Raw genomic sequence first — 15,116 nt, 5'->3', positions numbered from 1 at the left:
CGCGGGGACTACTCCGCGACGTCGGCGCGGGCCGCGGCCCAGCGCTCGTTGAGGTCGGCGAAGAGGGACTCCTTGTCGCCGGAGCCGGCGCCGCGGGCCGCGTCGATCAGCTCCTGGCGGTAGGCGTTGCCGAACAGGTCGATCTCGGCCTCGTTCGCGATGTCGTTGATGACCGCCTCCTTGCCGACCGGGTCGGGTGCGAGCTCGAGGTACTGCACGCCGAGCGCGTCGAAGTCCGAGAGGGTGTCGGGCGCCGGGTCGCTGATCACGGGGCTGATCGCGCCCTGGCTCTCGGCGTAGCCGGACTCGTTCGTGAACCAGTCGATCCAGGCGCGCGCCGTCGCCTTGTTGTCGGAGTTCTTGTTGATCGCGAGGAATTTGTCGGAGGCGGTCACCGAGGTGAAGGTCCCGCCATCGGTCCACGGCATCGGCCAGAAGCCGATGACGTCGCGGGACTTCCCGGCCTTCTCGGCCGCGTCCTGCATCTGCGAGACGGCCCAGGAGCCGAGCACCATCGAGCCGATCTCGCCGCTGGCGAGCAGATCCTTCGACTCCTCCCAGTTGGTGGTGGTCGGGTCGGCCTCGCTGAGGCCCTGGGCGACCGTGTCGTAGAGCAGGCCGTCGATGTTGTACTGGTCGTTGCCCTCGGTCCACGGGGCGTCGTCGGCGATCATCTCGGTGCGGACGTCGGCGCCCTGCACCGTGCCGAGGTTGCCCTCGATGGTGGCCAGGGGCCAGCCGTCCTTGTAGTTCGTGTAGTACGGGACCACCCCGTTCGCCTTGATCTTCTCGAGCGCGGCGAGGTACTCCTCCTCCGTCGTCGGCGGAGTGGTGACACCGGCCGCGGTCCAGACGTCGCGGTTGAAGACGTAGCCCATCGCCGAGCCGAAGGTCGAGACGCCGTAGGCGGTGCCGTCGAACGAGCCCTCGTTGGTGAAGCGGTAGGTCTTCGACAACTCCTCGGTGGAGCCGAGGGGCTCGAAGTAGTCGGAGTAGTCGTCCTTGGTGACGTTCGAGCTCGGGATGAGCAGCACGTCGCCGTAGTCCTTCGAGTTCAGGCGGATCTTGGTGTCGCCCTCGTAGTCGGTCAGCGCCTCGAACTTCACGGTCGTCCCGGGGTACTTCCCCTCGAAGGTCGTCGCGTAGTCGGCGAAGGTCGTGTCGACGAGGTCGGTGCGGTTGGTCAGCACGGTGATCTCGCCGGCCGGCTCGCCGGAGTCGTTGCCCGCCGAGCCGCCGGAGCATCCGGCGAGCGCGAGGGAGGACGTGACGGCGACGGCGACGATGCCGATCAGCGTGGTCCTGCGGGTTCTGGTGGGTCGTTGCACGGGTGTTCTCCTCGGTAGGGCGTCGCGGTGCGACGGAAGTGCAGTGGATGCGGGACGGAAATCAGTGACGGGCCTGGAACCAGTGCCGGATCGTCGGGAGGTACTGGCGGACCAGCGACTCCAGCCACGACGGCATGTGGGGGTGGGGCGAGGGTCCGGCGGTGGGCGGCGCGGTGGGCGTCGTCGTCGGTGGTGCGGTGGGCGGAGTGGTCGGCGTCGTCGTGGGCGGAGTGGTCGGCGGAGTCGTGGGCGTCGATCCGGCGGCGACCACGGTCGCCACGTCGTCGACGGCGAGGCTGCCGGTTCCCGATCCGTTCACGTAGAGGGCGTACTGGGTCACCGAGGTGAGGTCGAGATCGGCCTCGGGAGCCCAGGACGGCGGAGCGAAGGCCGAGAAGGGGACGACGGTCGGCCCCTCCGTCGCCGGGGTGACAGAGGCCTCCCAGTAGGCGCCGTTCGCGACGAACTGCACCGAGAACGGGGCCGCAGCGTCGACGTCGAGCGTCAGTCCGGAGTAGCCCCACCAGTTCTGCGGAGCGTCGAACGTCTTGACGACGCCCGCGTAGCCCGCGGTGCCGAGGTCGTAGTCGAAGCGCGCGGCGCTGCCGTCGCCCGACGGGACCAGTGTCGGCACGATGGTGCCGCCTCCCGAGTTGCGGACGTAGGCGGCGCGAACGGCCTCGTCATCGGCGTAGCCCTCGAAGTCGTCGACGACGACGGGCTCGGTGGGCAGGGCGGCGGTCTCGAACGAGCGCACCTCGGAGGCGGTGGAGCCGACGCCGTTCACGGCGGTCACCCGCCAGGAGTAGCGCGTCTCGGGGGCGAGGTCGACGTCCGGCCGGACGGTCGTCCCGCCCAGGCCGGTGAGCTCGGCGATCGGGTCCGTGAGGTCGTCGGCGGTCGAGAGCGTGAAGCGGTAGTACGCGGCGTCGGCGGAAGGCTGCCACGAGAACGCCGGGGTCGAGGTGATCCCGTCGGCGTCCGCAGTGGGCGACCCGAGTGCGGGGACGCCGGGAGCGCCGAGCGGAGCGGCGTTCGGCGAGTACAGGTTCACGGAGCCGACCTGCGGGGTCCAGACCTCGCCCTCCCCCTGCGGCCACGAGACGCGCAGGCGGTTCACGTCCGAGAGGCCGCGCACCGCGTAGGTGTACTCCTTCCAGTTCCCGGTCCCGCCGCGGACGTCCACGGCGAGCGGCGTCCAGACGGTGCCGTCGGCGGACCCCTCGATCGTGAGCGGCGCCACCGTCTGGTCGGGCCAGTACCAGGCCGTCACGTCGGCGCCGCTGATGTCGTCGAGACTCCAGGTGAGGCTCGCCGGATCGGCGCTGTCGCGCTTGACCCGGGAGGCGTCGCCGCCGAACTGCGCGGGCGAGCCGGTGTCGAGCGAGAGGCTGCCGGTGCGGGCCGAGACCTTCGAGAAGTCGTCGAGCGGGTCGGCGAGCGCCACCGTCGCCGCGGCGCTCGTGATCGTGGCGCGCTCGAGCGTGCCGGACCCGCTCCAGGAGAGACGGACGGCGTCGCCGTCGAGGTCCGCCGCGCGGAGGACGCCGTCGTCGATCGTGGTGGCGGCCTCGGCCCAGGTCGCTCCGTCCGTGCTGGTGGACACGGTGGCGGCGGCGGGGTCGGACAGGAGGAACTCGGCCGCGGCGACGCCGTCGCGCTGCCAGGTGATGCCGGCGTCGCCGTCGGCGGTCACCACGCCCCCGGCCGGCGTCGGCGTGAGCACGGCGTTCTCGTGGGCGGAGGCGAGCGTCCAGGTCTGCAGAGGGTCGACCAGCACGGTGCCGGCAGCCGGCGCGGAGACCGGGTCGGAGGCGGGGCCGGGACGGTCGTCCCCGCCGATCGCGACCACGCGGTAGCGCGCTCCGTCCGGCGACTCGTAGTCGGTGACAGGCGAGGCGGAGGCCGGCACGGCTCCGTCGGTCACGTCGCTCCAGGCGCCGCCGTCCACGGAGCGCTGCACGAGGTAGCCCTCCGCCCCTGCGGAGCCGCGCCACGAGACCGCGGTGATCCCGAAGACCTGGTCGAGAGCGGTGATCAGCGGCGCGCCGAGCTCGATGCGCCCCGGCGTGCTGCCGAGGGAGGCGCTGTAGCGCTGGATCGCGGCGACGCTCTCCTGATCGCGGGCCGACTCCCCGGGGTAGTGCAGCGTGAAGCCGTCGTCGTGGGGCACGAAGCCGCCGCGGTCGTTGTTCCCGAACAGCGACCAGAAGAACATCCCGGACACGTTCGAGTCGGCGGCGGCCGCGTCGAGCAGCGTCGCCGAGGCGGCAGTGGAGGCGTACTCCCCCGCGATGTAGACCTTGCCCGCGTCGGTCACGGTCTTCGCGTCGGCCGACACCCGCTCCGCGGTCGGCGGGTAGTAGTGGACGTCGACGATGTCGAGGTCCGGCGATGCGAGGGTGTCGGGGTCGATGTCGAAGCGGCGGCCGGCGGCGACGAGCTGCTCCGGGGCCTTCTCCTTCAGGTGCGCGACCTGGGCGTCGATCCACTCGCGGGTCATGCCCTCGAGCTCGTTGCCCAGCTCCCACGCCATGATCGTCGGGTCGTCGACGAAGCGCGTCCCGGTGATGGTGTTCGTGTGGTCGAGGACGTGGTCGACGTAGTCCTGGTAGGCGGCGATCGCGGCCGGATCGGTGTAGAAGTCGTCCGACTCCAGGCCCAGCGGAGTCGTGAAGTCGCGGTGTCCGCCGTGGTAGTACTCCCACTGGTCGGTGAGCGGCAGCACCAGGCGGATGCCGAGGGTCCCCGCGTAGGCGACCGCGAAGTCGATGGTGCGGAAGGCCTCCTCGTTGTACTCGCCGAGCCGCGGCATCAGCGCGAGCGGGTCGGCGGCGTCCTGGCTCGTGGACGTCATCATGTGCGAGCGCACGACAGTGACCCCGAGCTGCGCGGCCGTGTCGAGGGCGTCCTTGATGCGGAAGTACGTCGGGTAGTCGACACCGCCGACGTTCTCGTCGAGGCCGAGCCAGTAGATGTTCGTGCCGCTCGCGCGGAAGCGCTCGCCGTCGAGGGTGAGGGCGGTGCCCTCGCGCTGGACGAACGCGGTGTTCGCGCTGGTCCAGTCGGCAGGGGCGGCCTGGGCGGAGGAGGCGGTCGCGACGAGAGTCGAGGCGACGACGACGGCGATCGCTCCGCCGGCGAGGGCCGAGCGGAGGCGGGAGCGCCTCGGGGCGGGCGGTGCTGCGGCACGGGTCATGGGTGTTCCAGGGCTCCTTCGACCGGGGATGGACGACCGGCTCGAGACGCTCTGCGCTCGGATCAGGGGCTGCACGCCCCGCGCCCGACGGCCGGTTCTCCGACAGACTCCCCTGTCCTCCCCCTCCAGGTCAATATAAAAAGTAAATAATTTATGTAACAAGTCGAGAGCCAGGGATGCCCGAACCGAACGCACCGCGGCTCGGGAACGAGGAGGCCGCACTCCGCTCCTCGAGCCGGAGCGCCAGGCGCTCAGGCCGCGGGTGCGCCCGTCGAGCCGCGCGGCACGATCACGACGGCCGGGCTGCTGATCGCCCGGCTCTCGCCACCACCGATGCCCGCGAGCAGCTCGCGGCCTGCCAGCATCCCGATCACCTGCACGTCGTGCGAGACCGCCGAGAGCGGGGGCTCGCTGAGCTGGCACTGCGCGGAGTCGTCCCAGGCGAGGAGCGACAGCTCGCCGGGCACCGCCAGTCCCCGCTCGCGGGCCTCGTCGAGTCCGCCGAGCGCCATCAGGTCGCTGTCGAAGACGACCGCGGTGGGCCGCTCGTCGCCGTCGAGCAGGGATGCGAGGGCGCGGGCCCCGGAGGCGCGCGAGTAGTCCCCGCCCGCGGTCGGCCCGGCGACTCCGTGCCGCGCGCATTCCTGGGCGAAGGTCTGCCGGCGGATGCGCGTGTGCAGCAGCTCCGCCGGTCCGGCGACGTGGCCGAGCAGGGAGTGGCCCTGCTCGGCGAGGAAGTCGACGGCCGCGCGCATCGCATTGTCGTCGTCCGTCCACACCGCGCGGAAGCCGACCGCCGCGCTCGGGGGGCCGACGACGACGGCGGGCAGGCCGAGGCTCCGCACGAACTCCGGCCGCGGATCCTCGTTCTCCAGGTCGACCAGGATCACCCCGCTCACCTCGCCGTCCTCGCTCCACCGGCGGTAGGTCGCCAGCTCGGCGTCGGCGTCGGGCAGCACGTTCAGCAGCACCGAGTAGCCGGAGGGGCGCACCGCCCGTTCGACGCCCGCGATGAACTCGTGGAAGTACGGCTCGGCGCCCATGATCTCGGTCGCCCGCACCAGCGCCAGGCCTATCGGTCTCGTCCGCGTCATCACCGCCGCCCTTCGTCGCGCTCCAGCGTAGGGTGCCGATCGGCGCCGGAGCCGTCCCGTACGCTGACGAGCGGAACGGGAGGTGACGGCATGGCACGGCGCGAATCGACACCGGCGGCACCCGGCAGCCGCGCCCTCGTCGTCGACCTGATCCGCTCCTCCGGACCGATCAGCCGGGTCGAGCTGACCACCGCGACGGGCCTCACCCAGCCCGCGATCTCGATGATCGTGCGGAAGCTCCTCACCGACGGCATCATCAGCCAGACCGGGTCGAGCTCCACCGGCGGCAAGCCGCGCCAGCTCCTCGAGATCAACGCGCGGGCGCGGATCGCCATCGGCCTGCAGCTCGGCTTCGAGTCGATCACCCTGGTCGCCACCGACACGAGCGGAGGCGTGATCGCCCGCCAGCAGATCGACGGCGCCGCCCTCGCCTCTCCCGAGGAGGTGACGGCGCGCCTCGTCGCCGCCTACGACGACTTCGTGCGCGGCACGGGCATCGACCGCCGCTCGATCGCGGGAGTCGCGGTGGTCGCTCCCGGGCCCATCGACCAGAGCGCGGGCCGGGTCCTCGGCCCGCCGACCCTGCACCACTGGCGCGACTTCCCGCTGCGGGAGGAGCTGGGCGCCGGACTCGGCGCGCCGATCCTGCTCGACAACGACGCGGCCGCCGCGGGCATCGGCGAGTACTGGAGCCGAGGGGTCTCGCGGCACCGCACCTTCGGCAGCATCTACGTGGGCACCGGGATCGGCGCCGGAGTCGTGCTCGACGGAGCGCTCCTGCGCGGCGCGAGCTCGAACGCGGTCGAGATCGGCCACGTGACGATCGTCCCCGGCGGCCGGGAGTGCTTCTGCGGCAACCTCGGCTGCCTCGAGCGCTACGCGGCGCCCACCGTCGTCGTCGACGAGGCGCGCGCCGACCCGACCGCCTTCGCCGACCTCGACCTCGCCTTCCGCCCCGAGGAGCACGCCCGCGACTTCGACGTGCTCAGCCTCGCCGCGATCAACGGGCACCCCGCGGCCAGCGCTCTGATCGAGCGGGCCGCCGGGCACCTCGCCGACGGCGCCCTCATCCTCGCCAACCTCTTCGACCTCGACGAGCTGGTCCTCACCGGCCCGGGAGTCGCCATCGCCGGCTCCATCCACACCCGCGCGATCCGCGCGCGCCTCGACGAGCGCCGGTTCGCCCGGCGCGCGCACCCGATCGACGTCGAGCTGTCGAGCAATCCGCGCGACGCAGCCGCCGTCGGCGCCTCCTCGCTGGTGCTGCAGAGCACCCTCTCGCCGGGGCACGGACCCGTGCTGCTGCAGCCGAGCCTGCGATGACCGGGACCGTCGTCTCCTCCGGGCGGCTGCGCGGGCGGAGGCTCGAGACCCCGGACGGAGTGGCGCGGGCCTTCCTCGGCGTCCCCTACGCGGGCGACGCCGCGCGGTTCCGACCGGCGCCTCCGGTGGAGGCGTGGAGCGGATCGCGCGAGGCGGTCCGGAGCGGGCCGAGCGCTCCGCAGACCTCGGGCGGCAGCGAGAGCGGCTGCCTCACCGTGAACGTGTGGACTCCGGACGCGGCAGCGGGGAGCCCGGTGCTCGTCTGGATCCACGGCGGTCTGCACGTCGCCGGCTCCAACGCCGAGCCGTTCTGCGACGGAGCGCGGCTCGCCGCCCGCACCGGCACCGTCGTCGTCGCGGTGAACCACCGGCTCGGCGCGCTCGGCTTCCTCACCCTCGACCACCTCCTCGGCCAGGAGTACCGCGACTCCGCGAACCTCGGTCTGCACGACGTGATCGCCGCCCTCGAGTGGGTCCGCGACGAGATCGCGGCGTTCGGAGGCGATCCCGCGCGGGTGACCCTGGCCGGCCAGTCCGCCGGCGCGACGTCGGCGGCGATGCTGCTCGCGGCCCCCCGCGCGGAGGGGCTCTTCTCGCGTGCCGTGCTGCAGAGCGCGAACCCGGAGCGGATCGGCTCCCGGCGATACGGGGAGGACGTGACCGCGGAGCTGCTGGGGCTGCTGGGCGCGGCGCCGGAACGGCTCCTCGACCTGCCGTGGCCGCACCTGATCGAGGCGCAGGACCGGCTGCTCGCGCAGCGCTCGGCGGCGGGTCCGAACACGGTCGCCGTGCTCCGCCCGAGCCTGGACGGGCGGCTGCTGACGCGCGATCCGGTGTCGGCGGTCGCGGAGGGGGCGTCGAGCGGAGTCGACCTGATCGTGACGACGAACGTGAACGAGGGTTCGGGTGCGGTCGACCTCCGGGCACCGGACGCGGCCGAGCTGCGGGCGCAGCTCGATCGTCATCTCGGCGCGCTGCTGCCGGGCGGGAGCGCCGGCTCCTACCGCTGGGCGCTGGCGGCAGACCTGGAGCGGACTCCGACCGACGCCGAGGCGCTGGAGGCGTGCCTCGCCGACGAGATCTACCGGCAGCCGAGCCAGCGTCTGCTCGACGCGCGAGCCGCCGCGACCGGATCGACGCGCGCCGCCCTGTTCGCCTGGCGCGCCGACGACACCCGCGGCGCCACCCATTCCCTCGAGCTGCCGTTCCTCTTCCGCAGCCTCGACACGGCCCGCGACGAGGTCGGGCCCGGCGCCCCGCAGCGCCTGAGCGACGAGGTCTCTGCGCGCTGGGCCGCGTTCGCCGCCTCCGGCGACCCGGGCTGGCCCGACTACGGGACCGAGCGCACGACCCTCGTGCTCGACGATCCGGTCCGGGTCGTCGACGCGCCCCGCGAGCACCTGCGCCGCCTGGTCGCCTCGCACCGTCACTGATCCGCCCGGCGACGGCGGGCCGTCCCTGCGCATCGGAAGCCCGGATGCGCAGCGCCTCCCCGATCCGCCGCTTCCGGCGTCGGTCGCGCAGCCCGTTCCGCCCGGCCACTGGCTCCACCCAGCGAGTTAGGTTAGGTTAACCTTCGCAACCCCCACCACCCCCTTCGAAGGATCGCCGTGCCCGCCACTCGCACCCCCCTCCGCCTGACCGCCGTCGCCTCGCTCGGCCTCGCCGCGCTGCTGCTCACCGCCTGCTCGGGAGGAGCCGACGCCGGCTCCGAGGGCACGTCCGAGAGCAGCGCCGCCGAGAGCAGCGAGGGCTTCCCCGTCACCGTCGACCACGCCTTCGGCAGCACCACCGTCGAGTCGGCCGACCGCGTCGTCGCGACGAGCTGGACCAACCAGGACGTGGCGCTCGCGCTGGGCGTGACCCCGGTCGGCTTCACCCGCGCCTCCTACGGCGACGAGGACGGCGACGGCCTGCTGGTGTGGACGAAGGAGGCGCTCGACGCCTCCGGTGCCGAGACCCCGACCCTGTTCGACGAGACCGACGGCGTGCCCTTCGAGGCGATCTCGGACCTCAGCCCGACGGTGATCCTCTCGGCCTACTCCGGCATCACCCGGCAGGACTACGACACCCTCAGCCAGATCGCCCCCACCGTCGCCTACCCGGGCCTGCCCTGGGGCACCACCTGGCAGGACTCCGCGAAGCTCGACGGAGCCGCGCTGGGCCTCGAGGACGAGGCCGTCGCGAAGGTCGGCGAGATCGAGAGCGACATCACGCAGACCACCGCGTCGTACCCGCAGCTCGCGGGCACCACGTTCATGTACGGCTGGTACGACCCGACCGACGCGAGCACCTTCACCTACTACACGCCGAACGACGCGCGCGTGAAGTTCGTCGAGGACCTCGGCCTCGACGTCGCCCCGAGCGTCGCCGAGCTCTCCGGCGACTCGGAGGCGTTCAGCGGCACCATCAGCTCCGAGAACGCCGACCAGCTCGACGCCGACGTGCTCGTCGTCTACGGCGACGACACGACCCTCGCCGCTCTGCAGGCCGACCCGCTGCTCTCCAAGATCCCCGCCGTCGAGCGCGGCTCCGTCTACGTGCTGGAGGACGGCTCCTCCGCCGCCATGGCCACCTCGTCGCCGAACCTGCTCAGCATCCCTTGGGTGCTCGACGAGTACACCGCCGGCCTGGCCGCGGCCGCCGACAAGGTGTCGTGACCCGCACCGCACCCACCCGGAAGACGAGGGCGACCGCGCTGGCGGTCGCCCTCGTCGCGCTGGCCGTCGCGTCGGTCCTCTCGCTCGTGTACGGCTCCCGCGAGATCCCGCTCGGCGAGGTCTGGCCGGCGCTGACCTCGCCCGATGCGGCGTCCATCGTCGACGCGGCGGTGCAGGGGCGGGTGCCGCGGACGATCCTCGCGATACTGGTCGGCGCGGCACTCGGGCTCGCCGGAGCCGTGATGCAGGGCCTGACCCGCAACCCGCTCGCCGATCCGGGCATCCTCGGCCTCAACTCCGGCGCCTCGCTCGCGGTCGTGCTCGGGATCGCCGGGGTCGGCGCGACGAGCCTGCCGCAGTTCATCTGGCTCGCGTTCCTCGGAGCCGCCGCCGCCGGGGCGTTCGTCTACGCGGTCGCCTCGCTCGGCCGCGAGGGCGCGACTCCGCTGAAGCTCGCCCTCGCCGGAGCCGCGACCGCCGCGGCCCTCACCTCCCTCATCAGCGCCGTCCTGCTCACGCAGGAGACCACCCTGAACCGCTTCCGCTTCTGGCAGGTCGGCGGAGTCGGCGGCGCCGAGACCGCGAGCATCCTGCAGGTCCTCCCGTTCCTCGCGGTCGGAGCGGTGCTGGCCCTCTCCAGCGCGCGGGGGCTCGACGCCCTGGCACTCGGCGACGACCTGGCGACAGGCCTCGGCCGGCGCGTGGGGCGCATCCGCCTGGTCGCGGGGCTCGCGGCCGTGCTGCTCTGCGGCGCCGCGACCGCGATCGCCGGACCGATCGGCTTCATCGGCCTGGTCGTCCCGCACCTCGCCCGCCGCGTCACCGGCCCCGCGCACGCCTGGCTGCTGCCCTCCTCCGCTCTGCTCGGCGCCCTGCTGCTGCTCGTCGCCGACGTGGTCGGCCGCGTGGTCGCCCGGCCGAGCGACGTCGAGGTGGGCATCGTGACCGCGCTGATCGGCGCCCCGGTGCTGATCGCGATCGTGCGCCGCTCGAAGGTGCGGGCGCTGTGAGGACCGCGGAGGCACCCGCCGCGTTCCGCATCGCGGCCGGCCGCTCGCTGCGCCGTCGCCGCACGGTCCTCGGCTGCGCGGTCCTCGCGGTGCTCGCGCTGGCGCTCGTCGTCGTCTCGCTCACGGTCGGCAGCACCGTCTACTCGGTGCCGCAGGTCGTCCGCGTGATCCTCGGCGAGACCGTGCCGGGCGCCTCCTTCACCGTGGGCACGCTGCGGCTGCCGCGCACGATCACCGCCGTCCTGGTGGGCGTCGGCTTCGGGATGGGCGGCGTGATCTTCCAGACGATGCTGCGCAACGCCCTCGCCAGCCCCGACATCATCGGCATCACCTCGGGGGCGAGCGCGGCGGCCGTCGTCGCGATCGCGTTCTTCGGGCTCTCGGGCGGCGCGGTCTCGGTGATCGCGGTCGCGGCCGGGCTCGCGACGGCCCTGATCATCGCAGGGCTGGCCGAAGGCGGCGGAGTGATCGGGGCGCGGCTGATCCTGATCGGGATCGGCGTCGCGGCGATGTTCCAGAGCGTGATCGCCTACGTGCAGACCCGCGCCGATTTCGAGGACGTCCAGGAATCGCTGCGCTGGCTGACCGGCAGCCTCAACTCGGCCGCCTGGCCCTCCGTCCCGCCGCTCGCGCTGACGATGCTCGTGCTGGTGCCGCTGGCGCTGCTGCTCTCGGGCCGGCTCGGCGTGCTGCAGCTCGGTGACGAGTCGGCGACCGCGCTCGGGCTCGACGTGCGGCGCAGCCGACTGGCCCTGCTCGCGGTCGGAGTCGGTCTCGTGGCCGTCGCGACCGCCGCCACCGGCCCGATCGCGTTCGTGGCCTTCGTCTCGGGGCCGATCGCGCGGCGGATCCTGCCGAGCGCGCGCACGCTGCTGATCCCCTCCGCCCTGGTCGGCGCGGTCGTGGTGCTCGCCGCCGACCTGCTCGCCCAGTACGTCGTCGGCGCGCTGTTCTCGGGCGCGCGCTTCCCGGTCGGCGTCGTCACGGGCGCTCTCGGCGCCCCCTTCCTGCTCTGGCTCCTCGCCCGCCGCAACCGCTCCGGAGGCTCCCTGTGACCGACGCCCCGCCCACCCTCTCCGCCGACGCTGTCACCCTCGCCTACGACGAGCGCGTCGTGGTCGACGGGCTCTCGCTCGCCGTGCCGCCCGGCCGGATCACGGTGATCGTCGGCGCGAACGCCTGCGGCAAGTCGACGCTCCTGCGCGCGATGGCGCGGCTGATCACCCCGCGCTCCGGGAGCGTGCTGCTCGACGGGCGCGCGATCCACCGGCTCCCGACGCGCCAGGTCGCGCAGCAGGTGGGGCTGCTGCCGCAGACCCCGATCGCTCCGGAGGGGATCGCCGTCTCGGACCTGGTCGCCCGCGGCCGCTACCCGCACCGGGGCCTGTTCGGCCGCGGCTCCGGATCGGACGACGACGCGATCGTCGAGGAGGCGCTGCGCGACACCGGCACGCTCGAGCTCGCCGACCGCCCCGTCGACGAGCTCTCGGGCGGGCAGCGGCAGCGGGTGTGGATCGCGATGGCTCTCGCCCAGCGGACCGACGTGCTCCTCCTGGACGAGCCGACGACCTACCTCGACGTCTCGCACCAGGTCGAGGTGCTCGACCTGCTCACCGATCTCAACCGCTCGCGCGGGACGACGATCGTGATCGTGCTGCACGACCTGAACCTCGCCGCCCGCTACGCCGACCACCTCGTCGCCGTGCGCGACGGCGCGCTCTACGCCTCGGGCACGCCCGCCGAGGTGGTGACGCCGGAGACGGTGCGCGCGGTGTTCGGGATGGAGTCGCGCGTGATCGAGGACCCGGTCTCGCGGACGCCGCTGGTGCTGCCGATCGGGCGCCACCACTCGGGCTGAGCCCGGCCGGTCAGGCCGGAGCCGCGGCCAGGGAGGCGCCGTCGACGAGCGTGCAGCGCAGGAGCTGCTGCTCCCGTCGCGCGGGATCGCCCTCGATCAGGATCTGCACCGCGCGGCGGCCCATGTCGCGCCGGGGCAGCTCGAAGCCGGCCTGCCACCCGGTGCGGTCGGCGGAGCCGGAGAGCGACACCAGCGACAGCTCGCCCGGCACCGGCACCCCTTCGGCCTCGGCGGCCTCCTGCAGGAGGACGAACTGCTCCTCCTGCTCGGCGAGGACGACCGTGACGCCCTCGGCGGCGATCCGGCGGATCCACTCGCGGGCCGACGCCTCCGGCCCCGGGACGAGGTGGAGGAAGCCGTCGCCGAGCTCTGCCCGGGCGCCGGCCATGCGGTCGGTGTACGACTCGACGCCCTCGCCGTGGCCGGCGTACGCGAAGCGGGTGTGGCCGAGAGCGCGCGCGCAGGAGATCAGCTCGCGGACGATCGACGCGTAGTCGGCGGCCACGTAGGGCACGGGCCCGCCGGCGTCGTCGCGGCGGCCGATGCTGACGAAGGAGAAGCCGCTGGCGTTCAGGAACTCGAGCTCCTCGCGGGGCATGCGCTGCCCGAGGAGGATGCAGGAGTCGGCCAGGCGCAGCCGGGTGGTGCCGCCGCTCAGGCCGCCGCGGCGGCCGCCGACGCGACCGCTGGTCAGCAGGAGGAGGTCGATGTCGCGGTTCTGCGCCTCCTCCTCGATGCCGGCGAGGAACGGGTGGAAGAAGTCCTCGCGGTCGAGCGGGAACAGGCTCTCGTAGGTGTAGACGCCGATCATGCCGGTGCCGACCTGCTTGAGGCGGCGCGCGATGGGGTCGGCGACGTAGCCCGTCTCCTGGATCGCCTTGAGGATCCGCGCCCGCGTCGCCTCCGGGACCCGGGCGAGCTGCTCGCCCTTGTCGTTGAGCACGAACGACACCGTCGTCTGGCTGACTCCCGCGAGACGCGCGATGTCCTTCTGCGTGATCCGCGCCACCCGGACACCCCCGCTTCATCCTGGTAATAGGTATTACGTCTTGACCTCAGGCTACCGATGACGAAGGATCGCCGTACGCCCATCCGGGGCGAGAGAGGGCGGAACGTCGACGATGATGAATCCCGCAGACCCAGACAACCAGACCACGGCCCCCCAGGGGCCCGATCAGCCGCGCAGGCCCGACAACTCCCGCCGCCTCTTCCTCGCCGGGGGCGCCGCCGCCCTCGCCGGCGCGGCAGGGGCCGTCGGCGCCGCCACTCCGGCCGCCGCAGCTCCTCCGGCCGACGCCCCCGGGCAGAAGAAGCGCCTGAGCGTCACGGAGGGGCCGATCTCGCCGCTCGACAAGGAGTTCCGCTGGGACGACCGGGCCGGCGCCGACAACACCCGCGCCGTGCAGGCGGCCATCGACAAGGCGATGACCGCTCCGGGCGGCGAGGTGTCGCTGCCCGCGGGCGAGATCCGGGTGACAGGGCTCGCCGTCGACTACCGCGGCTACCCGGTGCAGCCCGAGAACGGCGCGCCCTACGGCTACGCCGGGCCGAAGATCGTCGGCGCCGGCATGCGCCAGACGAGGATCATCCAGATCGAGGGCTCGACCCGCGACATCTTCACCGTCTCCGGCCAGACCGGCGACGCGGCCGGTCCCGCCAACAACAACAAGGCGACCGGCGTCGTGCTCGCCGACTTCGAGATGACGGGCACGCCCTCCGGCGGCCACGGCATGTCGCTCCGCTCGCTGGTCAACTGCGAGTTCCGCAACCTGTGGATCCAGAAGACCGGCAAGTCGGGGATCTTCCGCGAGCGCGCCACCTTCGTCTCGGGCGTCGACGACGAGTACTCCTACGCCAACTCCTGGAACAAGATCAAGATCGTCGCCCCCGGCCGCTGGGGCGTGGAGGACTCGGGCAAGGCCTCCATCGGCGGCTCGATGACCAACGTCGAGGCGATCAGCCCCGGCCTCGGCGGCTTCCTCCTCGCGCCGACGAACATGACGCTGCTCGACTGCCAGGCCATCGGCGGCACGGTCGGCCTCCGGTCGATCCGCAACGAGAACCGGCGCTCGGTCAACTCCGGCCTGACCCTGATCAACTTCCGCTCGGAGGGCTCCCGCGACGGCTGGGAGGTGCTGATCGAGGCCGGCACGAGCCACATGATCGTGAACCCGAACTTCTTCCCGACCTCGGGCGCGAACTGCCTCGGCGTCGGCCTAACGAACGGCGGGGCCGACTTCGAGGTGCGCAACCTCACCGTCCTCGGCGGCTTCTACGGGCTCAGCCTCGGCCGCTTCCCCCAGCAGAAGGCGATCGTGCTGGGCAGCGACTCCTCGCAGACGCGCCTCGTGAACCCGTTCATCGAGCGCGGCGCCGCGGGAGTGGACGAGGGCTCGCTGATCGTCGACGACGGACGCCTGACCTCGTTCGAGCTCGGCCGAGGCCGAGTGGAGCGCGCGGCCGGCTACACCACGGTCGCCCGCGCCCCCGAGACCATCCCGACCCCTCCGGCCGGACAGGTCAACGAGGGCTGGGAGCGCTCCGGCGACACCTGGCGGAAGGTGGCCGTCTTCCCCGACGGGCACCGCGTCGTCATCGCCTCCTGACCCCCGGCGGCGGCGCCCTCCGCGCCGCCGCCTCCCCC

The 15,116-nt window shown here is 73.0% G+C and carries 11 protein-coding genes; 7 read left to right on the top strand and 4 right to left on the bottom strand.

Annotated elements, in window-relative coordinates:
• Positions 1-8 precede the first annotated feature (8 nt).
• From GSU45_RS01730 to GSU45_RS01720, 3 genes are all read right to left on the bottom strand, one after another.
• Entirely contained in the window at positions 9-1,328 is a 1,320-nt protein-coding gene (locus GSU45_RS01730; protein ID WP_159912182.1) for an ABC transporter substrate-binding protein, read from the bottom strand.
• A gap of 61 nt (positions 1,329-1,389) precedes the next feature.
• On the bottom strand, positions 1,390-4,527 hold the full coding sequence (locus GSU45_RS01725) for a carbohydrate binding domain-containing protein (protein ID WP_159912180.1): 3,138 nt from the start codon (positions 4,525-4,527) through the stop codon (positions 1,390-1,392).
• A 251-nt stretch (positions 4,528-4,778) separates the two neighbouring features.
• Entirely contained in the window at positions 4,779-5,621 is an 843-nt protein-coding gene (locus GSU45_RS01720; protein WP_208543476.1) for a substrate-binding domain-containing protein, read from the bottom strand.
• A gap of 90 nt (positions 5,622-5,711) precedes the next feature.
• On the opposite strand from GSU45_RS01720, the gene GSU45_RS01715 reads away from it, so the two are divergent.
• The 6 genes from GSU45_RS01715 (at position 5,712) to GSU45_RS01690 (ending at position 12,472) form a co-directional block, all read left to right on the top strand.
• Positions 5,712-6,944, top strand: a complete 1,233-nt coding sequence (locus tag GSU45_RS01715; RefSeq protein WP_159912178.1) for an ROK family protein — start codon at positions 5,712-5,714, stop codon at positions 6,942-6,944.
• Entirely contained in the window at positions 6,941-8,377 is a 1,437-nt protein-coding gene (locus GSU45_RS01710; protein WP_159912176.1) for a carboxylesterase family protein, read from the top strand. The genes GSU45_RS01715 and GSU45_RS01710 overlap by 4 nt, the downstream gene beginning before the upstream one ends.
• A 177-nt stretch (positions 8,378-8,554) precedes the next feature.
• Positions 8,555-9,604 carry an iron-siderophore ABC transporter substrate-binding protein gene (locus tag GSU45_RS01705; protein ID WP_181027213.1) on the top strand — a complete coding sequence of 350 codons (1,050 nt, stop codon included), beginning with the start codon at positions 8,555-8,557 and terminating at the stop codon, positions 9,602-9,604.
• Positions 9,601-10,614, top strand: a complete 1,014-nt coding sequence (locus GSU45_RS01700; protein WP_159912174.1) for an iron ABC transporter permease — start codon at positions 9,601-9,603, stop codon at positions 10,612-10,614. The genes GSU45_RS01705 and GSU45_RS01700 overlap by 4 nt, the downstream gene beginning before the upstream one ends.
• Positions 10,611-11,669: an iron chelate uptake ABC transporter family permease subunit gene (locus GSU45_RS01695; protein ID WP_159912172.1), complete on the top strand. Its 1,059-nt coding sequence runs from the start codon at positions 10,611-10,613 to the stop codon at positions 11,667-11,669. Before GSU45_RS01700 ends, GSU45_RS01695 begins: the two co-directional genes overlap by 4 nt.
• Positions 11,666-12,472, top strand: coding sequence for an ABC transporter ATP-binding protein (locus tag GSU45_RS01690; RefSeq protein WP_104297731.1), 807 nt, complete (start codon positions 11,666-11,668; stop codon positions 12,470-12,472). The genes GSU45_RS01695 and GSU45_RS01690 overlap by 4 nt, the downstream gene beginning before the upstream one ends.
• Before the next feature lie 10 nt (positions 12,473-12,482).
• On the opposite strand, the gene GSU45_RS01685 is transcribed toward GSU45_RS01690, so the two are convergent.
• Entirely contained in the window at positions 12,483-13,481 is a 999-nt protein-coding gene (locus tag GSU45_RS01685) for a LacI family DNA-binding transcriptional regulator (RefSeq protein WP_159912170.1), read from the bottom strand.
• 115 nt (positions 13,482-13,596) lie between these two features.
• Between GSU45_RS01685 and GSU45_RS01680 the strand changes: the two genes are divergently transcribed.
• A complete protein-coding gene (locus tag GSU45_RS01680; RefSeq protein WP_159912168.1) occupies positions 13,597-15,078 on the top strand; it encodes a hypothetical protein in 1,482 nt (493 codons plus the stop codon).
• The last annotated feature ends 38 nt before the right edge of the window (positions 15,079-15,116 follow it).

This window comes from Rathayibacter sp. VKM Ac-2801 (assembly GCF_009834245.1).
Lineage (GTDB): Bacteria > Actinomycetota > Actinomycetes > Actinomycetales > Microbacteriaceae > Rathayibacter.
The sequence above is the reverse complement of the archived record's forward strand: the minus strand, read 5'-3'. Positions and strand labels throughout refer to the sequence as shown.

Coding starts and splice junctions, on each gene's coding strand:
- GSU45_RS01710 (WP_159912176.1), top strand. CDS start 6,941: ATGACCGGGACCGTCGTCTCCTCCGGGCGGCTGCGCGGGCGGAGGCTC.
- GSU45_RS01680 (WP_159912168.1), top strand. CDS start 13,597: ATGAATCCCGCAGACCCAGACAACCAGACCACGGCCCCCCAGGGGCCC.
- GSU45_RS01720 (WP_208543476.1), bottom strand. CDS start 5,621: ATGACGCGGACGAGACCGATAGGCCTGGCGCTGGTGCGGGCGACCGAG.
- GSU45_RS01725 (WP_159912180.1), bottom strand. CDS start 4,527: ATGACCCGTGCCGCAGCACCGCCCGCCCCGAGGCGCTCCCGCCTCCGC.
- GSU45_RS01715 (WP_159912178.1), top strand. CDS start 5,712: ATGGCACGGCGCGAATCGACACCGGCGGCACCCGGCAGCCGCGCCCTC.